The sequence below is a fragment of the Salinimicrobium oceani genome (assembly GCF_012037645.1).
Map to the genome: position 1 here is coordinate 184,222 of NZ_JAAVJR010000002.1, position 22,666 is coordinate 206,887.

The following is a 22,666-nucleotide window of genomic DNA, read 5'->3' on the forward strand; positions in this document are numbered from 1 at the left end:
AGATGAAGATCACAAAGATAATTTTAGGATTGGGCCTTGTTATGGCCACCGGCTGCGGTGTAAAAGCTCAGGATAAAGCAACTGCACCCTCAAAGGCAGAAATTACTGCTAAAGCAAACGAGCTATTGGCAAAAATGAGCCTCGAGGAAAAAGTGGGGCAGATGACCCAGGTAACTCTTGACGTCATTGGAAAAGGCGACGATAGATTTTCTAGTTTTGAACCCTTCGCATTAGATAAGGAGCTCGTTAAAAAAGCAGTTTCTGAATACCATGTCGGTTCATTTCTGAATACCGCAAATAACCGTGCTCTTCCAAAAGAGAAATGGTATGAGGTGATCAAAGAAATTCAGGATATCAATAAGGCCGAAACCAATCTGGGAATTCCTATCATTTACGGAGTTGACATGATCCACGGCGCCACTTACACCGCGGGAGCGACCATGTTTCCGCAGCAAATAGGGCAGGCAGCCAGCCGTAATCCGGAACTTGTTCAGCGGGGAGCCGAGATCACAGCTTATGAAACCCGTGCCAGCGGAATTCCGTGGAACTTCTCTCCTGTTTTAGATCTGGGAATGGATCCGCGTTTCTCAAGAATGTGGGAATCTTTTGGAGAAGATCCCTATTTGGCATCTGTCCTGGGAGTGGCGATGATCGATGGTTACGAAGGTAAAGACAACAATATTGGACATCCCGAGCATATCGCTTCTACCCTGAAGCACTTTTTGGGCTATCACGCTGTAACTTCAGGAAAGGACAGAACTCCGTCTTATATTCCACAAGATGCTTTAAGAGAATATCACCTGCCGCCTTTTAAAGCTGCAGTAGAGGCTGGAGCGCACACGATCATGGTGAATTCAGGGATCATTAACGGAGTTCCTGTTCACGCGAATTACGACCTGCTTACTTCTCTTTTGAAAGAAGAACTTGGCTTTGAAGGATTAGTAGTGACCGACTGGGCCGATATTGAAAACCTGCACCGTCGCGACCGCGTAGCTGCATCTGATCGTGAAGCTATAAAAATGGCAATTAATGCGGGTATTGACATGTCAATGGTGCCTTATCAATATGAAGTCTTTGTAGATAACCTGCTTGACCTGGTTAAGTCGGGTGAAGTTAAGGAGTCACGTATTGATGATGCGGTGAGAAGGATCCTGAAAGTAAAGCTTGCACTTAACCTTTTTGAGACTCCGATAACACATTACAAGAACTATCCAAAGTTCGGGAGCAAGGAATTTGAACAAGCTGCCTACACCACGGCGGCCGAATCAATAACGCTGCTTAAGAACGAAGAAAATATACTTCCGCTTGAGAAGAATGTAAAGGTGCTTGTGACGGGTCCAAATGCGAATTCCATGCGCACGCTTAACGGAGCCTGGACGTACTCATGGCAAGGTGAAAAGACTCCGGAATTTGCGGAATCCTATAACACTATTCTGGAAGCAGTTCAGAAGAAAATAGGAGCCGAAAATGTCATTTTTGAACCTGGAGTTTCCTACGTCGAAGGCGGTAAATACTATGAGGACGAAAAAGTGAATTTTGAGCAGGCAATTTCCGCAGCTAAGAACGTAGATTACATCATTCTTGCTGTAGGTGAAAATACTTATACTGAAAAGCCGGGGGATCTTAATGATCTCTACCTGTCTGACCATCAAACGGAATTAGCCAAAGCTCTCGCAAAGACCGGTACCCCCGTGATTCTTGTCCTTAACGAAGGGCGCCCCCGGATTATCAGTAAGTTCGAAAGAGAAATGAACGTGATCGTTCAAACCTATCTCCCCGGAAACTTTGGTGGTGATGCGCTTGCCGATATCTTATTCGGAGATGTAAACCCTTCCGGAAAGCTGCCATATAATTATCCGCGTTACCCAAACGCCTTGATCCCTTACATTCATAAGCCTTCTGAAGAGCAGGCAAAAGCTGAAGGTGTTTACAACTACGAAGCCGATTACAATCCGCAGTTCTTCTTTGGTGACGGGTTAAGCTACACCACTTTTGAATATTCAGATCTAAAGCTGGATAAGAGCCAGATAAGCACCACCGGAAGTGTCACAGTAGAAGTGAAAGTGACCAACACCGGTAAAAGAGCAGGAAAAGAAGTCGTAGAATTATACACCTCAGATCTCTATGCGAGCCAGAGTACACCCGATGTAAAAAGATTGAGAAGGTTTGAAAAGATATCTCTTGAACCGGGAGAAACAAAGACCGTCAGCTTTATTTTAAATGCGAAAGATCTTGCCTACTTCACTCCAAAAGGAGCGTCGATGGTTGAGCCGGGAGATTTCGAGGTAATGGTAAATAAATTGAAAACAAATCTTGAGGTGACCAACTAATTTAAGCAGCCTCTTATATCAAATTCAAAATAATGAAAAAGCGAATATTACTCCTGGCCTGCCTTTTTCCGGCTTTTACAGCTACTGCACAGGATGCGGAGATCCAAAGTTCAATAAAGAATGTAGAAAAGAAAGTCGATTCTGTACTTTCCCTTATGACCCTCGAAGAAAAGGTGGGGCAAATGGTGCAGTACAGCGGGACCTGGGATCTTACCGGTCCGGCAACCGGCGATCAAAACCAATATCGCAAGGAACAGCTGAAGAAAGGACTTGTAGGCTCAATGCTGAATGTACTTTCAGTTGATGCCACCCGCGAAGCACAAAAGCTGGTCATGGAGAATTCCAGGATCAAGATCCCGCTTATGTTTGGATATGATGTGATCCACGGGTACAAAACAATGTTTCCCGTGCCTCTTGGAGAAACCGCGAGCTGGGATCTCGAGGCAATGGAAGAAACTGCAAGGATCTCTGCACTTGAAGCAGCAGCCGACGGAGTGAACTGGACCTTTGCACCAATGATCGATATTTCGCGCGATGCACGTTGGGGCCGCATTATGGAAGGTGCCGGAGAAGATCCATATCTCACCTCCCGAGTTGCTGAAGCAAAGGTTAGAGGATATCAAAGTGATGATCTCTCTAACCCTGCATCTATTGCGGCAACAGCCAAGCATTTTGCAGGTTATGGTTTTGCTGAAGCCGGTCGTGATTACAACACCGTCCATGTGGGTGAAAATGAGCTGCATAACACTATTCTGCCTCCGTTTAAAGCCGCTGCTAAAGCTGGAGTTGCAACCTTTATGAACTCCTTTAATGATATTGATGGCACTCCATCTACCGGAAACAAAATCCTTCAAAGAGAGATCCTGAAAGGCAACTGGGACTGGGACGGATTCATAGTTTCAGACTGGGCTTCAATCGCCGAAATGAGAGATCATGGTTTTGCTGAAGATCTTACTCATGCCGCCGAAATTGCCGTTAAAGCCGGAAGCGACATGGATATGGAAGGCAGTGCCTATGAAACCGGACTTGTAGAACTGGTTGAAGAAGGAAAAGTAAATGAGGAATTGATCAATGATGCCGTAAGAAGGATCTTAAGAGTGAAGTTCAAACTTGGCCTTTTTGAAGACCCATATCGGTATTCAGATCCAAAAGCCATGGCTCAGATCGACCAGGCTGCTCATAGAGAAGTTGCAAGAGATGTGGCTAAGAAGTCGATTGTACTTCTGAAGAATGAAAAAAATATTTTACCGCTCTCCGCCTCAGTTAAGAATATTGCTGTTATCGGTCCTCTGGCCGATGATAAGAATACCCCGATTGGAAACTGGCGCGCCCAGGGAGAAGCTAATTCAGCGGTCTCAATCCTGGAAGGTGTGAAAAATGCGGTTGGAAAAGATGTGAAGGTAACTTACGCGAAAGGAGCAGATCTGGGAGTAGGAGAAAAAAGCTTCCTTAAACCACTTGAGATCAATACTACAGATAAGTCAGGTTTTAAAGCGGCAGTAGATGCTGCTAAAAAGGCAGACCTTGTGATCCTTGCCCTTGGAGAAGATGCTTTCCAGAGTGGAGAAGGAAGAAGTCAGGTAAAAATCGGTCTTGCAGGTGTTCAAATGGATCTGATGAAAGAAATTTACAAGGCCAACAAAAATGTTGTTCTGGTGCTTCAAAACGGAAGACCGTTGGAAATTTCCTGGGCTTCAGAAAATATCCCTGCAATCGTAGTTGCATGGCAGCTTGGTACTGAAAGTGGAAACGCAATCGCCGATGTACTCTTCGGAAAATATAATCCTTCCGGAAAACTTCCGGTGTCCTTCCCAAGAGCTGTTGGCCAGGAGCCATTGTATTACAATCAGAAGATGACCGGCCGCCCAACTAACCCTACAGATGTGACTTATTCAGCTTATACAGATGAAGAAAAGACAGCTTTGTATCCCTTTGGCTACGGACTAAGTTATACCACTTTCAACTATGGCGATTTGAAGTTGTCTTCAAAGGAGATGACGCAGGATGGATCTATTCAGGTGACTGTGCCGGTAACAAATGCCGGAAGTACAGCCGGAAAAGAAGTGGTGCAATTATATCTGCGCGACCTGGTTGCCAGTACTACGAGACCTGTCATCGAACTAAAGGGATTCGAACTTGTGGAGCTACAGCCCGGGGAGACTAAGGAGGTAACTTTTGAGATCACGAATGAGTTACTGGAATTCTACAACTCCGAAAAGAAATGGACATCAGAACCAGGCGAATTTCGGGTCATGGTAGGTGGAAATTCAGTAGATCTGAAAACCGAGACCTTCAGGTTGAACTAGATAAAAGAGTCCCAAAAATGTCATTTTTGGGACTCTTTTTTTTAAAATTCTTAGAACTTAATATAAAACGATGAACATGAAAAAACTAGTTAGAAAAATCCTTCTGGGAATATTCTTCACGACAGGTGGAGGTGTATTTGCCCAGGATTTACCTGTAGAGAAGAAAACCGACACGATCTTTTTCGAAGATTTCTCCGGAAGTTCTCTCGACCGTTCTAAATGGAACGTTGAGGGTACCGATTTTTGGGTGAATAACGAACAGCAGATCTACATAGATTCTTCAGCAACTATTTTCACTGTAAAAGGTGCTGAGGCCGGTGGTGTTGAAAATGCGCTGGTGCTAAAAGCTCATTACAGTCCCAATTACCTAAATTACCGCGGAAATGATTTCGACTTCATCTCCGGAAGAATAAACACCCGGGATAAAGTAATGTTCACTTATGGGACTGCAGCAGCGAGAATGAAGCTTCCGGAAGGCTCCGGCTACTGGCCTGCATTCTGGGCACTCGGCGGCGGTGACTGGCCTGCAACAGGCGAGATCGATATCATGGAATATGTTGGAGAAACAGACTGGATCGGGGTTGCCCTACACGGCCCCGGTTATTCCGGAGAAACTCCATTAGTCAATAAATATTTCTTTCCGGAAGGAGAAGATGTGACCGACTGGCATGTATACTCTGTAGACTGGACACCTGAAGGTTTCAATTTTAGAGTTGATGGAAGATTGATCTATCGGGTTACAAAACCTATGGTGGAAATATATGGGAATTGGGCATTTGATAACCCCAAATACCTGATCCTTAATCTTGCTCTGGGTGGAGCCTATCCTTACAAAACCAACGGGGTGGAAGAACCCTACAACGGGCTTCCTCAATCAACAGTGGACCTAATTAAAGAAGGAAAAGCAGAGGTGCTTGTAGACTGGGTTCTAATAACGCAATAGTAAATTTGAGTGAGCTAAAGATCCCCTTCAAAAATGGCATTTTTGAAGGGGACCTTTTTCGGCTTTCCCCAACCCTTTCAGGGTTTGGAACCCTGAAAGGGTTCTCCTTAAGGAAATCTGCCTCTTGATTTTTGCCTCTTGTAGCGCAGCGATCTAATTAAGATTCCTCCGCTCAATAAAAAACCTCTTTAACAACTCCGACGCTTCCTGCTCTAAAATGCCATTTTTCACCTTAGTTTTTGGATGGAGTTTTGCGCCCATTTTCCTGTAGCCCCTTTCAGGATCTTCTGCTGCAAAGACGAGGTTGGAGATCTGGCTCCAGTATAAAGCGCCGGCACACATCTGGCAGGGTTCCAGCGTTACATACATGGTGCAGTCAAGCAGGTATTTTCCGCCTAAAAAATTGGCTGCAGAGGTGATGGCCTGCATTTCGGCGTGAGCGGTGACATCATTCAAAAGTTCTGTAAGGTTGTGTCCGCGGGCGATGATCTGTCCTTTGGCCACGATCACAACCCCCACGGGAATTTCTCCTTTTTCGTAGGCAAGATGTGCTTCATCCAAAGCCTTGCGCATAAAATAGCTGTCGTCAAAAACTAATTGCATATTCAAAAATACAATTTCAAGATGTACCTTTGCAATTTATGGCCCATACTATTCTCGATACAATAAATTCCCCTGCAGATCTGCGGAAATTAGCTCCGGAAAAACTTCCGCAGCTGGCGGCAGAACTTCGGAAATTTATTATTGAGATCGTCGCCACAAAGGAAGGTCACCTGGGTGCCAGTCTTGGGGTTGTAGAGCTTACTTTAGCACTGCATTATGTATTCAAAACGCCCGAAGATCTGCTCGTTTGGGATGTGGGGCACCAGGCTTACGGCCATAAGATCCTCACCGGAAGAAGAGATAATTTTCATACCAACCGGCAGCTGGGTGGGTTAAGCGGATTTCCAAAAAGAAGCGAAAGCGAATATGACACATTTGGAGTGGGACATTCTTCCACGGCAATCTCAGCTGCGCTGGGAATGGCGCTGGCGTCAAATTTAAAAGGAGAATTTCAAAAGCAGCATATAGCAGTTGTTGGGGATGCTTCTATCGCCAGCGGAATGGCTTTTGAAGGCCTCAATCACGCCGGCGTAACCAATGCCAATCTCTTGATCATTCTCAATGACAACGCCATTGGCATAGATCCCAGTGTTGGGGCGCTTAAAAATTATCTTACCAAAGCCAGAGTAGGTTATAAGCCGAAGCAGGACAATATCATTGAGGCGCTCAACTTCAAATATTTTGGTCCCGTTGATGGTCACGACCTGGAAAGTCTTACTAGTACTTTAAAAGAACTAAAGGAAATAAGCGGGCCCAAGTTCCTTCACGTCATCACCACCAAGGGGAAAGGGCTTAAAAAGGCCGAAGAAGATCAGGTGAAGTACCACGCGCCCGGGAAATTTGTTCCCGACACCGGAGAATTACTTCCTTATGATACTAAAGGTCTTCCGTTAAAATTTCAGGATGTATTTGGTCTCACATTAGTGGAGCTCGCAGAACAGAATGAAAAGATCATAGGAATAACTCCGGCGATGCCAACAGGAAGTTCCTTAAAATATATGATGCAGGCCTTTCCCGAACGCGCATTCGATGTGGGAATCGCAGAGCAGCATGCAGTAACCCTGGCTGCCGGAATGGCGACCCAGGGATTTACCGTTTTTTGTACCATTTATTCCACCTTTCTGCAAAGAGCTTATGACCAGGTGATCCATGATGTGGCACTTCAGAAGTTACCGGTAATATTCTGCCTTGATCGCGCGGGGCTTGTAGGAGAGGATGGAGCTACGCATCATGGAGCTTTTGATATTGCGTACCTGCGGTGCATCCCCAATATGAGCATCTTCGCTCCGCTTGATGAAGTGGATTTGAGAAATATGCTATATACGGCTCAAAAAGATGTTTTATCGGGACCTTTGGCCATTAGGTATCCGCGGGGACGAGGTAGCAAAAAAGACTGGCAGTTACCTTTTGATAAGTTGTTGATAGGTAAAGGCAGAAAGCTGCAGCAAGGAACAGTTATTGCAGTTTTGAGCTTTGGTGCGATTGGCGTAAACGTCATTGAAGCCCTTGAAGATCTTCCGAAGCAGAAGGAGATTGGGCATTATGATATGAGGTTTGCAAAGCCTCTTGATGAGGAGCTGTTGCACGAGATCTTTGCGGGTTATAAAGCTGTAGTAACTATAGAAGATGGCGTTGTCAATGGCGGATTTGGATCTGCAGTGACCGAATTTGCACAACAACATGATTATCATTTGCCAGTAAAAATACTGGGACTGCCAGATCGATTTATTGACCACGGAAAAGTGACCGAATTACAAGAAATCACCAAAATAGACGTTGACCATATAAGAAAGTACCTGAACGACTTTCTTGATAATTTCGAATAGCCTGATGCCTAAAATTTTTCTTTGCCTTCTTATTCTCCTCGTAAGTTCAGTTTCTTATGGGAGGATCCATAATATGACAAAATTAGATACTGTTGAAATTGCAACTGCAGAGGTTGATACGGCAGTGGCAGACACGACTGTGGTGCGGAATGAAAAGGTCACTTACTGGAAGGAAACTAACAAGGTGGGGCTCAATTTAAGTGAGGTGGCCTTTGTGAACTGGAGTTCGGGGGGGAATAACTCGTTTTCAGCCCTCTTTCATGGACTTTTTGGTAGGAAATATCAAAAGAAATTGCTCAACTGGAACAACACGCTTGTCATAAAATATGGTTTCAATGCCCAGGAAGGAAGAGAATTAAGGAAGACAGAAGATAACCTTGAGATCAATTCAAATTTTGGTTACCGGCGGGATTCTGTTTCGAATTTTTATTATTCTGCAAAATTCAATTTCAATACCCAGCTCACGTATGGATACCGGTATCCCAATACCGAATCTCCTATTTCAAAGTTCATGGCTCCAGGTTATGCATTTTTAGGAGTGGGAACAGAGTATTCCGATCCTAATGAAGACCTTACGGTTTATGTTTCTCCTGTGACCCAGAAGTCGACATTTGTGCTCGATCAAGCGCTGGCGAATGAGGGAATGTTTGGGGTGCAGCGCGCCATTAAGGATGAAGAGGGGAACATTATCAAGGAAGGGGAGCGGGTGCGAACAGAATTTGGTTTTCTTTTGAGCAGTGGCTTCAGCAAACAGATCTTTGAGAACATTGGACTTAATAATCAGCTGAAATTATATTCTGACTATCTGAATAACTTCGGAAACGTGGATATAGACTGGGAACTCAACCTGGACCTCAAAGTGAACGAATATGTCAAGGCGAATGTGGGTTCTCATCTTCGTTATGACGATGATGTGAAGTTCAAGCAGGACCTGGATGGCGACGGAAAACTTGAAACCGGTGGGCCCCGGGTTCAATTCAAGCAGTTGCTGGGAGTGGGAGTGGTCTACTCCTTCTAAAATGGGATTTTAAGCGCCTATTTTTTGATCAGCTTGTGGATCGTTGTGCCGCCGGGAGTCACCACCCTTAAGATATATATTCCCGATGCTTCGGTTGATAAATAGAAGGGTTCTGAAATATTTGCATCTAGCTGGGTAGTTATTACCTGAACCAGTTTTCCGCTAATGCTATACACATAGATCTCAACTCCTGTGGTTGCCCCTGAAACTATATTATAGGTTCCGTTAGAAACAGTGGGATAAACGTTAAGGGTCTCATCGTCAATTACCACTTCGCCACGTTCTTCAGCTTCCTGTTCGGCAGTTTTAAATACTCCTGAAAACATTCCGCGGCCATAAGAAGCAGCATAAACCATATTATTTCCTTTCTTAAGATCCAGATCAGTCACTTTTACATCGCTCATTCCATTGTAGGACTGTTTCCAGGTAGGAGAACTGCTAAGAAAATTCTCTGATGCCCAAACGCCAAGTTCTGTCCCCACGATCACCTCCTGTGGATTAAGCGGATTAGGGAGAATGGCAAGTACAGGAAGATCGGGTAGATCTCCTTCTTTGTTCACCCAGGTGGGATTTGCGGAAGTTGCATTAGCCGTGTACCAGATACTCCTCACTCCGTAATTATAAAAAGTCACATAGATCTCATCTTCATTCCTGCCGAATTCCACATCTGAAATACTTCCCACAAATTGTGATCCTGTGATGTCCTTCCAGTTTGCATTTGCCGGATCTCCATCTGCGTTCTGCACCCTAAGGAGCTTTCCATTAATAAGCCCTAAGAGCACGGTACTGCTTGAGGTGGTATAGGGTGAAACGTTGATGGCACTTATAGAGGTGCCTAAAAGGGCATTTTTGAGAGACCTTCTGGTAGCTACGGGATCGTTACCCGTTATGCCGTCATCCCCAATTGCGGTAAGCGAGGTGAGATTGTCGTAGCGATAAAGCGTGCCTTCTGGACCATTGGAGTACAATTTGTCAAGCTGGGAATCGAGGGCCTGCGGATTTATAAAAAAGCCATCCCGGTCCTCATTATTGGCAATTAAAGCATAACCTTCGCTATCATAATCGTACAGCACGATGAGATCATTGTATACAAGGTTGGAAATAAAGTACTGCGTGTCATCCTGGTCATAAAAGGCATGTGCCCCATCTCCTCCAAGTACGCCAATTGCTACAGGATTTCCATTTTGAATAAGCTGTGTGCCATTGTCCTGGGTGCCTCCAAGAAAATAATCTCCGCTGGCAAAGCTGCTGGGTGCAACAGCAATAGAATAGAATTGGGTGGTGATGTAATTAGTTTCAGGGGTTATGAATACATCAGAAGTGCTTGCGGCAGCAAGATCCCGTGAGTAAGAAACGCCTCCGTCATGCCCAAATATTGCCTGGTTCGTATTTCCCGGCCTAAACTGCATCACATGATGATCTGCATGTACCAGGGAAACCTGGAGTTCATTCAAGTTGTCGTTGTTCGCCCATTTCGAGATTTGTTCCCAGCTCTGGCCACTGTTGGTGGAACGAAAAAGATCAATTCCGCCGGCATATACGATATTATCATCTGTAGGATCAGATTCTATCATGAGATTGTAGAATGCCTGTCCTCTCGCAAAATCCTGTGCGGGAATGTCGAGATCTGCGTCATTTGGTTCGTTGAGGCTCGAAATATTTGCAAAAGCATCTGTGGTGATCCACATTTCAGCTTCTTCAGAAAGCCCTTCGGCCAGGATATAGAATTTCTCAGGATTGGTGGCCGAAGCTTCTATTTCGGTGCGGTACACATTAGGAATGGTAGTTATTTGCATGAACGAGGTGCTGGTACCTTTTTCCCGTTTATAGATATTTCCGCCCCTCGAATTTTCGACACCCGGCGAATAAGTAGTCGCTACCCAAAGATGACCGCTGGCATCAACTTCGAAGTCATTAAAAGATTCATCTCCCACAAGTTTTGTCCAGTTGCTTCCGCCGTCCTTTGTTCCGTAGAGTCCTTTTTCGTAAAAGCCAAGGAGATTGAGTGGATTTCGGGCATTAGCATACAGGTGAGTGGAAACACCAATAAAAACTTCGGTACTGCTGCCATTGTCCCAGGCCTGTATATCGTTAATGTAAAAAACACCTCCTATAGCGCGAATGTTACTGCCCGAAGTGGAATCTGAAAAATCTTCTACATCCAGCACTCTGGTCCAGGTTTCCCCGGCATCTGTTGTTTTATAAACGCCTGTCCCTACAACGTCTCCTCCTGTATATTGCTCTCCTGTACCAGCATACCAAATGTTGGAATCGCGGGGATCTACAGTTAAACATGAAATATTGAGATTGGCGGGCAGGCCTTCTACCTTTCTCCAGGGAGAGGAAACACTGGTGATATTGTCATTCACCCATAGTCCGCCACTTATGGCTCCTGCGAATACTCTTCTGCCATTTTCGTCATTGGGGTCGAACATAAGAACTCTCGTGCGACCGCCCACATTGTTTGGTCCCCTGGAAGTCCACATGTGCTTTTCACTATCTCCGGGAGATTTTTGATTTGCTTTACTGCGCCTTTGTTGCTGTAAACGCTCATGCAGCTCTCTCACTTTATAAGGTTCGGGATATCCCAGCGCCGGATTCATGGTGAGATATTCCATGAGTTCGTAATACTGATTAGGTGGCAATCCCTTCTGAATTTTTTCAAGGCGTGAAAAACCTTTGTCCTTTTCGGGGGCATTTTCCTTCAGAAATTCCTCGTGGGTTTTCCGAAGATCTGAAATATTGGAGGTATTAACTTCCGTAGTGACGTACATACCAAAAACAGCGGCAAATACCAGTACCGGAAGAATAAAATATAATCTTTTACTCATAAAGGGGGTAATAACTGGTTTCAATAGGAAACCAATGTGGCAAAATACGAAAAATTAAATTTTGAGCCCTTTGAATTTCTTGAAAGATGAAACGATGTTACTGTCTGTAAGAGAGGAGATATAACTGCAAATCCTTATCAACTTTTGATAAAGTGACAGGTCTTCAAAATGTTCTGCCTCAGGGATGAGCTTTAGAACAAGTTTGTTATAATTTGTAGCCTTTCCATCTTCTGGAGCGAGGGCCTCTGTATAGGTATCTAGCAGATGCGACAGCATTTGGTAACCTGCGATCTCCTTGCTAATGACCTCTTCACTCTGGTAAATTTTATCGATACTTATCTTGATGATATCGGTGATCTGGGCTTCATATTTACTGCGGTCAAATAAGGCCTCATGAAATTCTCCTTTTAGAATAGCTTCTTCATTGGTCATAAAGATCTCAACAGCTTCAGTTAGAAGCGTATTGATGGCTAATGCCCGTAAATAACTAAGCCTGTCTGCACGGGTTTGCAGGTTGTGATATTTCTTGGTGATAATGGAATCCTTGACCAGATTGATTAGATATTCCAGCGCGTATTCCTCCTGAATAAGCCCAAGATTGATCCCGTCTTCAAAATCTATGATGGTATAGCAAATATCATCGGCTGCTTCAACAAGGAAAGCCAGGGGATGACGACAGTAGCTAAGATTTTTTCCGGTGCTGGTGGGAATGAGACCGAGTTCATTTGCTACCTCTTCAAAAAAGGCTTTTTCAGACTGAAATATTCCGAACTTTTTATCGGCTATTCTTGAAGTGGGTTTATGCGGAAGGGATTCCTTCGGATATTTTATAAAAGCGCCCAAAGTAGCATAGGAAAGCCTGATGCCTCCTGGAATCCCGGGACGATCTTCGGTAAGAATTTTAAAGCCATTGGCATTTCCTTCAAACTTCGCCAGATCCTGAAATTCTTCCGGGCTTAACAACTCCTGAAATCTCTTTCCTTTCCCGTTGCTGAAATATTCTCCTATTGCTTTTTCTCCGGAATGTCCGAACGGCGGATTCCCAATATCGTGCGCCAGGGCAGCAGCAGCGACTATGGCACCAAAGTCGTTCATTTGGTATCCATGGGTGTTCTCAAGCTGCGGATGTTTCTCCAGGATCTTTTGCCCTGCAAGTCTGCCTAAAGAACGACCCACGACCGAAACTTCCAAACTGTGAGTAAGGCGGGTATGAACAAAATCTGTCTTGGAAAGCGGAATGACCTGGGTTTTATCCTGCAGACTTCTAAAAGCTGAAGAAAAGATGATCCTGTCATAATCAACTTCAAAACCTAGACGGGTAGCATTTTGTTCTTTTCTTAATCTTTTATTTGTGTCTCCTGCTTTTCTTAAAGAAAGCAGCTGCTCCCAGTTCATCATTTTTTTTATTATTTCACTAAAGCTTCAAAAATAAACAATGAGCAATTAACAATTGTCAATTAACAGAAATATTAAAATAAGCGCCAAAATTTCAAGCGCCAAATTCCCATTTAAGAAGAGGACTAGGCAGTCGTTCTTATTTCACGCAGAGATCGCGAAGCAAAACGCAAAGAGCGCAGGGAAATTTTTTCTAGTGAAAAGCTCTGCGTCCTTTGCGAAACCTTTGCGTCCTTTGGGCTGAGAGAAAAATCTCAAATCTCAAATCTCATATCTAAGATCTCAAATCTACGATCCACACATCAAACAATCATCCCCTTCAGCCTCTTTAGAACTGGCGATAAGCGCTCGTAATTCCTCCGGAGTGAGTGAGGTTCCTTCAGGAACAGGAACTGCAGCTGGTTTTGGTGCTTCCGCAGGAATTTCTTCCTTCTTTTCCTCTTTTGCAAGAGTAAATTTGATGGCATCCACAGCACTTTTGGTGCGCAGGTAATACATTCCGGTTTTGAGACCGCTTTTCCAGGCGTAGAAGTGCATGGAGGTGAGCTTACTGTAATTAGCATTCTCCATAAAAAGGTTCAGCGACTGCGACTGATCGATAAAATATCCACGGTGACGGGACATGTCGATGATGTCTTTCATACTCAGTTCCCAAACAGTTTTGTAGAGCTCCTTCAGGTCTTCAGGAATTACGTCGATATTCTGCACAGAACCATTGGATCGTAAAATGGCATTTTTGACATCCTCTGTCCACAGGTTTCTTTCCACCAGGTCTTCGAGCAGGTGTTTGTTTACGACAATAAATTCTCCCGAAAGCACACGGCGCGTATAAATGTTGGAAGTGTATGGTTCAAAAGCTTCGTTGTTTCCAAGGATCTGGGAAGTTGAAGCCGTAGGCATTGGCGCCACTAAAAGGGAGTTGCGCACGCCATTTTTGAGCACCTGCTTGCGCAGCTTTGCCCAATCCCATCTTCCGCTGAGATCTTCATCATTAATGCCCCACAGGTTGAATTGGAATTGACCTTTGCTCATTGGGGAACCTTCGTAGGTAGAATAAGCTCCTTCCTCTTTTGCCATTTCCATGGAAGCCGAAACTGCAGCGAAATAAAGGGTTTCAAAAATCTCCTGGTTCAGTTTTTTTGCTGCGTCACTGGTAAAAGGTAACCTTAATTTGATGAAAGTATCTGCGAGCCCCTGAACTCCCAGTCCTACAGGTCGATGCCTGAAATTGGAATTTTCGGCCTCCTTCACCGGATAGTAGTTCCGGTCGATCACCTTATTGAGGTTCCGGGTCACTCTTTTGGTAATTCTGAAGAGTTCCTTGTGATCAAATTCATCTCCTTTTATGAACATAGGCAGCGCAATGGAAGCCAGGTTACAAACCGCGACTTCATCTTCGCTGGTGTATTCCAGGATCTCTGTACATAGATTTGAAGAGCGAATAGTCCCGAGGTTCTGCTGATTGGATTTTCGGTTTGCCGAATCTTTGTACAGCATATAAGGTGTTCCGGTCTCGATTTGGGATTCCAGGATCTTTTCCCACAGGTCACGGGCCTTTATTGTTTTCCGGCCCTTGCCTTCGGCCTCGTATTTTAAATATAGTTCCTCAAATTCGTCACCGTGAATATCGTAAAGTCCGGGGCACTCGTGCGGACACATCAGCGTCCAGCTTTCGTTGGTTTCGACACGTTTCATGAAAAGATCGGGCACCCACATTGCGTAGAAAAGATCGCGGGCGCGCATTTCTTCCTTTCCGTGGTTCTTTTTGAGATCCAGAAAGTCGAAAATATCTGCATGCCATGGTTCTACGTAAATTGCGAAAGATCCTTTCCGCTTTCCGCCGCCTTGATCTACATATCTCGCCGTGTCATTGAATACTCGCAGCATGGGCACAATTCCGTTGGAAGTTCCATTGGTTCCCGAGATATAGGATCCTGTAGCTCTAACGTTATGGATAGACAGACCAATTCCGCCGGCAGACTGGGAGATCTTCGCAGTTTGCTTTAGGGTGTCATAAATGCCGTCGATGCTGTCATCTTTCATGGTAAGCAGGAAACAGGAAGACATTTGTGGCTTCGGGGTTCCGGCGTTAAAGAGCGTAGGAGTGGCGTGCGTGAAATATTTTTTCGACATGAGCTCATACGTCTCGATCGCGGCATCCATATCATCTGGATGGATCCCAACAGAAACCCTCATAAGCATGTGTTGAGGTCTTTCAGCGATCTTGCCGTTGATCTTCAGCAAATAGGAGCGCTCCAGAGTTTTAAATCCGAAGTAATCATACTGGAAATCCCGGTTATAGATGATGGTAGAATCCAGCAGTTCCTTATTTTTCTGAATCACTTCATAAACGTCATCGGCGATAAGAGGGGCCTTTTGATTTGTCCGCGGATTCACATATTCATAAAGATCGGTCATGACTTCCGAAAAAGTCTTCTTCGTATTCTTATGTAAGTTAGAAACCGAAATTCTCGCAGCTAGCTTAGCGTAATCGGGATGAGAAGTGGTCATGGTCGCAGCGATCTCGGCCGCCAGGTTATCGAGTTCACTGGTGGTCACCCCGTCATAGAGGCCTTCGATCACGCGCATTGCAACTTTTACAGGATCAACAAGTTCATTAAGACCATAGCACAGCTTCCTTATTCTGGCTGTGATCTTGTCAAACATTATAGGTTCTCTGCGGCCGTCTCTTTTTTCTACGAACATAACTGAAGGTTTAAAGCCCCTCCCAGCCTCCCCAAAGGGGAGGAGGTGTGGACGATTATTTAGATGATGCTTCACCGAAGGTGGAGCAGAAGATTTACATGTACCCCCTCCGGGGGCTAGGGGCCGGCTTAAAAATCGGCGTCGAAGCTGATCTTGTCAGCGTCCTTGTCTTTGTTCATCACCCCGGCTTTCTGGTATTCGCCAACTCTTTTTTCAAAGAAATTGGTCTTCCCCTGCAGGTTGATCATATCCATAAAGTCAAAAGGATTTGCAGTGCCATATTCTTTCTCACATTCCAGTTCCACTAACAAACGGTCGGCAACAAATTCGAGATATTGAGTCATTAGTTTTGAGTTCATTCCAATGAGACTGGCAGGAAGAGACTCAGTAATAAATTCTCTCTCAATATTCAAGGCGTCAACAATGATCTCTCTAATTCGCTCTTTTGGCACCTTATTCACCAGGTGGTTATTGTGCAGGTGAACGGCAAAATCGCAATGCACGCCTTCATCTCTCGAAATAAGTTCGTTGGAGAAGGTAAGACCGGGCATTAATCCGCGTTTTTTCAGCCAGAAGATGGAACAGAAGGCACCCGAAAAGAAGATCCCTTCCACAGCTGCGAAAGCGATAAGCCTTTCAGCAAAAGAATCAGATTCTATCCATTTTAGGGCCCACTGGGCTTTCTTCTGAATAGCAGGAAATACCTCTATAGCTTTAAAAAGCTGATTCTTTTCCTTCTCATCTTTCACGTAGGTATCGATGAGGAGGGAGTAGGTTTCAGAATGGATGTTCTCCATCATGATCTGGAAACCATAGAAGAATTTAGCTTCAGAATATTGAACTTCGTTGACAAAGTTCTCTGCTAAATTCTCGTTTACGATTCCGTCTGAAGCGGCAAAAAAGGCAAGAATGTGCTTAATGAAATATCGTTCATCTTTAGTGAGCTTCTGGTTCCAGTCGGTAAGGTCCTGGTGCAGGTCAATTTCTTCTGCTGTCCAGAAACTTGCTTCCATTTTTTTATACCAGTCCCAAATGTCATGGTGCTTAATAGGGAAGATCACAAATCTATCCTTGTTTTCCTGTAAAATGGGTTCTAACTGGGCCATGAGCTCTCTGGTTTGGTTGGTTGGTAATAATGGTTAAAACAAATATGAAAATTTATGTAAGATTTTCTCCTACAGCAGCAGAAAGCTTTTCAACAAAGTTTTCAACACAAGCCACGGAAATTGTTACTGAAGCTATGTTAAACGCGAGCTTCATAAGGCTGATAATAAATATCTTAAGATTGTTAATGGAATTTAAGAACAGCCGATCTCCTTCTGATTTCCTCTGAAAATAAGAGGTGTCAAAAATGTCATTTTTGAAGGTCGTATTTTTTGAAGTTCTGGCAGTATCCTGAGGCTCAGAAAGAGAGGAAAATGGCTTGTCTTAAAGCTGAAATGACATTACAGTTTTGCAGAAAAAAATTCCGAAGTAACAGGAGCAACTTTACTTTTTTTCAAGTTGCGAGGCAATTTTTTCCAGTTCGGCGTACCAGTCTTCACCGTATTTACGAATAAGCGCTTCTTTCACAAATTTGTAAACCGGCACCTGTAGTTCTTTGCCAAGGGTGCAGGCGTCGTCGCAAATATACCAGTGGTGATAATTGACAGCAGAGAATTCGGAATAGTCCTGCGTGCGCACCGGGTAAAGATGACAGGAAACTGGTTTTTTCCAGTCAATATCTCCCTGGTTGTATGCCTCCTCAATGCCACAAAGAGCGGTACCTTTTTGATCGAAAGTAACGTAGGCACAGTCGGCGCCGTCTATAAGCGGCGTTTCATAGCCACCATCCTCGCCTATGATCGAAGTTCCCTGTGCTTCTATCGCCTCGATCCCTTCCTTGCGCAGGTAGGGCTTCACTTTTGGATATATATCTTCCAGGATATTAGTCTCCGCCTCCTCTAAAGGAGCTCCTGCATCTCCAGCAATGCAGCAGGCGCCTTTACATGCAGAAAGGTTACACACAAAATCCTTTTTCAGGATCTCTTCAGAAACTATGGTTTTTCCCAGTTGAAACATTTTGCAAAGATAATTTTTTCAGGCAGTTCTGGAAGGCTAAAAACGATGTCTTGTTTTGTTAAAATTTTCTAATTAGAAGATGAATTCTGCTATTTCCCAGTACTTTTGCAGGCTAGTTTTGTAAGATGGAATTTGATTTTAGGGAAACCGCAACTGCGACCATGATTCTGTTTGCTGTTATTGACATCATTGGCAGTATTCCTATTATAATTGATTTACGCAAAAAGGCTGGTCATATCCAGAGTGAAAAAGCCACTGTGGTTGCCGGTTTGCTCATGATAGCCTTTCTTTTTGTGGGAAAGGAGATCCTTAATCTTATTGGCATTGATGTGAATTCCTTTGCCGTGGCAGGCGCGCTTATCCTGTTCTTTCTTGCTCTTGAAATGATCCTTGGAATTACGCTTTATAAAGATGAAGCTCCCGAGACAGCCGCTGTAGTACCTTTGGCTTTTCCGCTTATTGCGGGTGCCGGTACAATGACCTCTATCCTGGCCCTTCGTGCTGAATATGCGACTGTTAATATTATTGCAGCCATAGTTATAAATATTATTTTTGTCTACATAGTTCTCAAGTCTTCCGGAAAGATTGAAAGGTTTTTAGGAAAGCAGGGAATCAACGTGATCCGAAAGATCTTTGGGGTCATTCTTCTGGCAATTGCCGTAAAATTATTTGCTACAAACATTAAGAGCCTGTTTATATGAAAGTCCTCATTTATCTATTGATCCTCCTCGCCACCGGCCTTATCATTTATAATTTCACTTTTCTTGATTTCCAGAATGCTTTATCGGGAGACAGTAAAACTGCCCTTATTGGGATCCTTGCCTCCAGCATTGTGGTGGTTCTTATGGTCATCCTTTTAATGTCTCGCGCTATTTCTGAAAAGTCACAGGAGTAATGGAATATGACGTGGTGATCATTGGAGCAGGAGCAGCCGGATTGTCCTGTGCGCTTGTTCTGGGATCGGGATTATCAAAGTCATATGCTGAAGATAAAAAGGTAGCACTTATTGCTCACCAGAAGGCTTCTCATCTTTCGAGCGCCCTTTTGAACAATGCCCTCGGAATTTCCCCCGGAACATCGGGCAGGGAAATTCTGGAATCGGGACTGGAACAGCTCAAGACCTTATATCCACGAGTGGAGCAACTCCTAAAAGAAAAGGTGCTGAAAATCACATTTTTGGAAGGTAAGTTTGAAGTGAGCACAAACCGCAATTCTTACTTTACCAAAAGTCTCATCATTGCTACGGGCTATGCACAGCCTTTCACCATCGCCGGCCTCGGGGATTTCCTTATTCCTCATGAAAAAACAAAGCCCGAAAAGAACAGGGTCATGTTGAAAAATATTGATCACCAGGTATATCCGGGACTTTATGTAGCAGGAACCCTGGCGGGACATCGCAGCCAGTATGCCATTGCTTGTGGTAGTGGTGCCGCAGTGGCAACAGATGTACTTACTTCCTGGAATGCTGGGGAGCATACCAAAGTACATGACAAACTATAAGCCTTGAATTTCTAAAAAAGCTTATTTCTTAAGATTTCTGTGAGTAGCGAGATCGATCACCTTGTGAATGGCAGGATCTTCTTCATTCAGAATTTGCTCAAAAGCTGTACTGCCAAAAAGTTGTTGTGCCATTGCAGCTTTCAAATATCTTCTTAGAACAGGCCTGTAATCTGAAAAACGGATGTCGAAATTTTCCCGACGCATAAAATTCCTGAACTCCATCAGGATCTCGTCAGATATCATTTCTCTCTGCAGAAAATCCTCGTAACTTAAAGCATTGTAGTATTTCCTGTTCTTCTCGAGTACTTCAAAAATGAATCCGTCCATATATCCGTTCCGAAGCATGAGATTAAGACTTTGCTTTTCGAAATTGGTGTCTTTTGGAATAAAGATATCCGGAATGATTCCGCCGCCGCCATACACGATCTTTCCGCCAGGAGTTACGTATTTCAAGGAATCATCAACATGAATACTGTCTGCACTTTGCAGCTCTCCGTTTTTGTACCTGTTGAGATAATCATTAAAATATTCTTCACTTCCATTGGCATACGGCCTTTGAATGGACCTTCCGGTAGGGGTATAGTAGCGGGCAATGGTAAGTCTTACTGCACTGCCATCTCCCAGGGCCATTTCTCTTTGCACAAGGCCTTTTCCAAAGGAACGCCGTCCCACAATCACTCCCTTGTCGTTATCCTGAAGAGCTCCAGCAATGATCTCACTGGCCGAAGCTGAATTTTCATTGATCAACACATACAGCTCTCCGGTCTCAAAATTTCCATCTTTTGTAGCAAAGGTTTTTTCTATTGCCCCTTTTTTATTCTTGGTGATAAGAACAAGTTTTTTCTCTGGAAGGAATTCATCAACAATCTTTGTTGCTTCTGCAAGATAACCCCCGGGATTGTTGCGCAGATCAAGAGCTATTTTAGTGGCACCTTTTTTCTTTAATTTCAGGAGACTCTCCCTAAATTCTTCATAGGTTGATTCGGCAAACCTGTTGATCTTTATATACCCTAGCTCTGGAGTGAGCATGTAAGCCGCATCTACACTTTTTAGAGCGACACGGCCACGTTTTACGTCAAATTCGAGAAGTTCGGGCACACCTTTGCGATACACTTTCAGTACCACGCGGGTATCCTCCTCACCTTTAAGTTTGTTGGTAATGGAATCTTCACTGATATTGGCATCAAAAAGAGCTTCTCCATCGGCATAGAGGATCCTGTCGCCCCCCTTAATTCCTACTCTTTCACTTGGGCCGCCTTCCATAGTCTGGATCACGGCAATTGTGTCATTGATATTTCTAAAGCTAACTCCTATGCCCACAAAATCTCCTTTCATGCTGGCGCTGAGGTCTACGTATTCTTCCTGCGGAATATAAACCGAATGTGGATCAAGATCTGTGAGAATTTCATTGACAGTAACATCTACAATGCTGTCGATATCTACATCATCAACATATTCATATTCGATGTAGTCAATAAGTCTTGCGAGCTTTTCCTTTTTCTTGTTGTTCTTAAGTAAGGAATTTCCGGTATAGTCAGAGAAATCCAGGGCTGCACCTAAGAGTACCCCAATGGCACAGGCGAAACCTAAAAGTAATGGCAAGTATGTTCTATTCCTGTTCTTCAACCGTCAAGTTCGGTTATCTGTTCAATTTCTACTCCGGCTTTTTCCAAAAATTCGAGTCCGGAGCAATCTTTGTAATCTATGCTGTAAACCAGGCGGGTAATGCCCGACTGGTGGATCAATTTACTGCATTCCTTGCATGGGGACATTGTGATATATAAAGTGGCTCCCTTGCATGACTGCGTGGAACCGGCAACCTTTAAGATCGCATTGGCCTCTGCGTGCAAAACATACCATTTGGTATATCCTTCTTCATCTTCACAAGGATTTTCAAAACCTGTTGGGGTTCCATTATATCCATCAGAAATGATCATTCTGTCTTTCACAATAAGTGCGCCAACCTGTTTTCGATTACAATGGGAAAGTTTTCCCCATTCCTTCGCAATTCTTAGATAGGCTTTATCGAATTTTAGTTGCTTCGTTCTTTGCATAATATGTTGAAGGCTGCAAAACCTGAAGCTCCTAACTTATTGACTCCTGGAGCTTTACTAAAGTATTGCAAGCCAGATTTTAAACCATTAAAGGAAAGTTAAATTTTCTACAGTGCAAGATAATTCTCTTTTAAAATTGGTAAAACAATTCCAATCACTATTGCCGAAACAACCAGGATCCAGTCCCTGCGTTTTACCCTGAATAAATTCTGAAGTAAAAAACCAAGAATAAGAACAAGTAACACCACAATGATCTGAGCTGTTTCTATTCCTAATGCAAATTCGAGCAGGGGCAAAAATTTGCTTTCGTTGCCCGAAGCGATCATCTTAAAATAAGTGGAGAAGCCCAGGCCGTGAACAATTCCGAAGAAGGCGGTAGTAAAATAAAGCACACCAATATTATTCTTGCTCTCTTTCTTTTTGGCATTCACCATGTTAAAGATCGCCGTAATAAGAATGGTGAGAGGAATTAGCAATTCTACCAGAGTACTGTCAACAATGACGATCTCGTAAGTAGAAAGGAAGAGCGACAAGGTATGTCCCAGTGTAAAAATACTTACCAGCCAAAAAACCCTTTTCCATGAAGTAAAGGAGTAGGAGACAACGAGGACGATTAGAAACAGAATGTGATCGTAAGCGTTCCAGTCCAGAACGTGCTCCAAACCTAATCTAAAATATAACCAGAATTGTGACATTTTACCGTATTGAGGGGGGTGGAAATTACAACTTTAAGCGAAAATGGCAAAGGGAACTTTTTTAAAGCTGGTCGTAACTGTATATGCAGGCTGAATTGTAACTGAGTTTCGGTTTTTTGCTATGACGAATCAAGAGCTTTCATATCTGAAAAAGTGCAGGAAAGAAAAAACCCATCACAAAATGATGGGTTTTCTAAGTACTCGAGGCGGGAATCGAACCCGCACGTCCGAAGACACTGGATTTTGAATCCTGCGTTTTTAATGATAAATTAAACTAATTATACTTATAAACAATTGATTAACAGAAATGTAATTTTTATTAATTTCATTTGATATGGTTTAAAATCAAAGTTTGTTGTACCTATGTTGTACCAAAAATGATTATCTTTATAGTTCTA

The 22,666-nt window shown here is 43.7% G+C and carries 17 protein-coding genes and 1 tRNA gene; 8 read left to right on the forward strand and 10 right to left on the reverse strand.

Annotated features, from left to right (window positions below):
• The first annotated feature begins 2 nt into the window (after positions 1–2).
• From HC175_RS04330 to HC175_RS04340, 3 genes are all read left to right on the forward strand, one after another.
• Positions 3–2,330 carry a glycoside hydrolase family 3 N-terminal domain-containing protein gene (locus HC175_RS04330; RefSeq protein WP_168137288.1) on the forward strand — a complete coding sequence of 776 codons (2,328 nt, stop codon included), beginning with the start codon at positions 3–5 and terminating at the stop codon, positions 2,328–2,330.
• 32 nt (positions 2,331–2,362) lie between these two features.
• Positions 2,363–4,636, forward strand: coding sequence for a beta-glucosidase BglX (gene bglX / locus HC175_RS04335; protein WP_168137289.1), 2,274 nt, complete (start codon positions 2,363–2,365; stop codon positions 4,634–4,636).
• Between the two features lie 76 nt (positions 4,637–4,712).
• Positions 4,713–5,579 (forward strand): glycoside hydrolase family 16 protein, encoded by an 867-nt coding sequence (locus HC175_RS04340; protein ID WP_168137290.1) that lies wholly within the window; start codon positions 4,713–4,715, stop codon positions 5,577–5,579.
• Between the two features lie 153 nt (positions 5,580–5,732).
• On the opposite strand, the gene HC175_RS04345 is transcribed toward HC175_RS04340, so the two are convergent.
• Positions 5,733–6,182 carry a nucleoside deaminase gene (locus HC175_RS04345; protein ID WP_168137291.1) on the reverse strand — a complete coding sequence of 150 codons (450 nt, stop codon included), beginning with the start codon at positions 6,180–6,182 and terminating at the stop codon, positions 5,733–5,735.
• A 38-nt stretch (positions 6,183–6,220) separates the two neighbouring features.
• Between HC175_RS04345 and HC175_RS04350 the strand changes: the two genes are divergently transcribed.
• Both HC175_RS04350 and HC175_RS04355 read left to right on the forward strand, forming a co-directional pair.
• Positions 6,221–8,008, forward strand: a complete 1,788-nt coding sequence (locus HC175_RS04350; protein WP_168137292.1) for a 1-deoxy-D-xylulose-5-phosphate synthase — start codon at positions 6,221–6,223, stop codon at positions 8,006–8,008.
• A 73-nt stretch (positions 8,009–8,081) separates the two neighbouring features.
• The gene (locus tag HC175_RS04355) at positions 8,082–9,026 is read left to right on the forward strand and encodes a DUF3078 domain-containing protein (RefSeq protein WP_235942519.1); all 945 of its coding nucleotides are present in this window, start codon (positions 8,082–8,084) and stop codon (positions 9,024–9,026) included.
• 17 nt (positions 9,027–9,043) lie between these two features.
• On the opposite strand, the gene HC175_RS04360 is transcribed toward HC175_RS04355, so the two are convergent.
• The 5 genes from HC175_RS04360 to HC175_RS04380 all read right to left on the reverse strand — a co-directional run bounded on the left by HC175_RS04360 (position 9,044) and on the right by HC175_RS04380 (position 18,019).
• Positions 9,044–11,857: a T9SS type A sorting domain-containing protein gene (locus HC175_RS04360; protein WP_168137294.1), complete on the reverse strand. Its 2,814-nt coding sequence runs from the start codon at positions 11,855–11,857 to the stop codon at positions 9,044–9,046.
• Positions 11,858–11,911: 54 nt separating this feature from the next.
• Positions 11,912–13,252, reverse strand: coding sequence for a deoxyguanosinetriphosphate triphosphohydrolase (locus tag HC175_RS04365; RefSeq protein WP_168137546.1), 1,341 nt, complete (start codon positions 13,250–13,252; stop codon positions 11,912–11,914).
• A 288-nt stretch (positions 13,253–13,540) separates the two neighbouring features.
• Entirely contained in the window at positions 13,541–15,958 is a 2,418-nt protein-coding gene (locus tag HC175_RS04370) for a ribonucleoside-diphosphate reductase subunit alpha (protein WP_168137295.1), read from the reverse strand.
• Positions 15,959–16,086: 128 nt separating this feature from the next.
• Entirely contained in the window at positions 16,087–17,064 is a 978-nt protein-coding gene (locus tag HC175_RS04375) for a ribonucleotide-diphosphate reductase subunit beta (RefSeq protein ID WP_168137296.1), read from the reverse strand.
• Positions 17,065–17,446: 382 nt separating this feature from the next.
• Positions 17,447–18,019 (reverse strand): DUF3109 family protein, encoded by a 573-nt coding sequence (locus HC175_RS04380; RefSeq protein WP_168137297.1) that lies wholly within the window; start codon positions 18,017–18,019, stop codon positions 17,447–17,449.
• A gap of 125 nt (positions 18,020–18,144) precedes the next feature.
• On the opposite strand from HC175_RS04380, the gene HC175_RS04385 reads away from it, so the two are divergent.
• From HC175_RS04385 to HC175_RS04395, 3 genes are read left to right on the forward strand one after another with little or no spacing between them, the layout of a single operon-like run.
• Positions 18,145–18,720, forward strand: a complete 576-nt coding sequence (locus HC175_RS04385) for a MarC family protein (protein ID WP_168137298.1) — start codon at positions 18,145–18,147, stop codon at positions 18,718–18,720.
• Positions 18,717–18,914, forward strand: a complete 198-nt coding sequence (locus HC175_RS04390; protein WP_168137299.1) for a hypothetical protein — start codon at positions 18,717–18,719, stop codon at positions 18,912–18,914. The genes HC175_RS04385 and HC175_RS04390 overlap by 4 nt, the downstream gene beginning before the upstream one ends.
• Complete coding sequence (locus tag HC175_RS04395; protein ID WP_168137300.1) at positions 18,914–19,519, forward strand: FAD-dependent oxidoreductase; 606 nt, start codon at positions 18,914–18,916, stop codon at positions 19,517–19,519. The genes HC175_RS04390 and HC175_RS04395 overlap by 1 nt, the downstream gene beginning before the upstream one ends.
• A gap of 21 nt (positions 19,520–19,540) precedes the next feature.
• On the opposite strand, the gene HC175_RS04400 is transcribed toward HC175_RS04395, so the two are convergent.
• From HC175_RS04400 to HC175_RS04415, 4 genes are all read right to left on the reverse strand, one after another.
• On the reverse strand, positions 19,541–21,145 hold the full coding sequence (locus HC175_RS04400; RefSeq protein ID WP_168137301.1) for a S41 family peptidase: 1,605 nt from the start codon (positions 21,143–21,145) through the stop codon (positions 19,541–19,543).
• Positions 21,142–21,573 carry a deoxycytidylate deaminase gene (locus HC175_RS04405; protein WP_168137302.1) on the reverse strand — a complete coding sequence of 144 codons (432 nt, stop codon included), beginning with the start codon at positions 21,571–21,573 and terminating at the stop codon, positions 21,142–21,144. Before HC175_RS04405 ends, HC175_RS04400 begins: the two co-directional genes overlap by 4 nt.
• A 107-nt stretch (positions 21,574–21,680) precedes the next feature.
• A complete protein-coding gene (locus HC175_RS04410; protein WP_168137303.1) occupies positions 21,681–22,268 on the reverse strand; it encodes a HupE/UreJ family protein in 588 nt (195 codons plus the stop codon).
• 205 nt (positions 22,269–22,473) lie between these two features.
• Positions 22,474–22,544, reverse strand: a tRNA-Leu gene (locus HC175_RS04415).
• Between the last annotated feature and the right edge of the window lie 122 nt (positions 22,545–22,666).

What these genes read in the sequence shown, in the direction of transcription:
- HC175_RS04330 (WP_168137288.1), top strand. Translation starts at nt 3, where the DNA reads ATGAAGATCACAAAGATAATTTTAGGATTGGGCCTTGTTATGGCCACC.
- bglX (WP_168137289.1), top strand. Translation starts at nt 2,363, where the DNA reads ATGAAAAAGCGAATATTACTCCTGGCCTGCCTTTTTCCGGCTTTTACA.
- HC175_RS04340 (WP_168137290.1), top strand. Translation starts at nt 4,713, where the DNA reads ATGAAAAAACTAGTTAGAAAAATCCTTCTGGGAATATTCTTCACGACA.
- HC175_RS04345 (WP_168137291.1), bottom strand. Translation starts at nt 6,182, where the DNA reads ATGCAATTAGTTTTTGACGACAGCTATTTTATGCGCAAGGCTTTGGAT.
- HC175_RS04350 (WP_168137292.1), top strand. Translation starts at nt 6,221, where the DNA reads ATGGCCCATACTATTCTCGATACAATAAATTCCCCTGCAGATCTGCGG.
- HC175_RS04355 (WP_235942519.1), top strand. Translation starts at nt 8,082, where the DNA reads ATGACAAAATTAGATACTGTTGAAATTGCAACTGCAGAGGTTGATACG.
- HC175_RS04360 (WP_168137294.1), bottom strand. Translation starts at nt 11,857, where the DNA reads ATGAGTAAAAGATTATATTTTATTCTTCCGGTACTGGTATTTGCCGCT.
- HC175_RS04365 (WP_168137546.1), bottom strand. Translation starts at nt 13,252, where the DNA reads ATGAACTGGGAGCAGCTGCTTTCTTTAAGAAAAGCAGGAGACACAAAT.
- HC175_RS04370 (WP_168137295.1), bottom strand. Translation starts at nt 15,958, where the DNA reads ATGTTCGTAGAAAAAAGAGACGGCCGCAGAGAACCTATAATGTTTGAC.
- HC175_RS04375 (WP_168137296.1), bottom strand. Translation starts at nt 17,064, where the DNA reads ATGGCCCAGTTAGAACCCATTTTACAGGAAAACAAGGATAGATTTGTG.
- HC175_RS04380 (WP_168137297.1), bottom strand. Translation starts at nt 18,019, where the DNA reads ATGTTTCAACTGGGAAAAACCATAGTTTCTGAAGAGATCCTGAAAAAG.
- HC175_RS04385 (WP_168137298.1), top strand. Translation starts at nt 18,145, where the DNA reads ATGGAATTTGATTTTAGGGAAACCGCAACTGCGACCATGATTCTGTTT.
- HC175_RS04390 (WP_168137299.1), top strand. Translation starts at nt 18,717, where the DNA reads ATGAAAGTCCTCATTTATCTATTGATCCTCCTCGCCACCGGCCTTATC.
- HC175_RS04395 (WP_168137300.1), top strand. Translation starts at nt 18,914, where the DNA reads ATGGAATATGACGTGGTGATCATTGGAGCAGGAGCAGCCGGATTGTCC.
- HC175_RS04405 (WP_168137302.1), bottom strand. Translation starts at nt 21,573, where the DNA reads ATGCAAAGAACGAAGCAACTAAAATTCGATAAAGCCTATCTAAGAATT.
- HC175_RS04410 (WP_168137303.1), bottom strand. Translation starts at nt 22,268, where the DNA reads ATGTCACAATTCTGGTTATATTTTAGATTAGGTTTGGAGCACGTTCTG.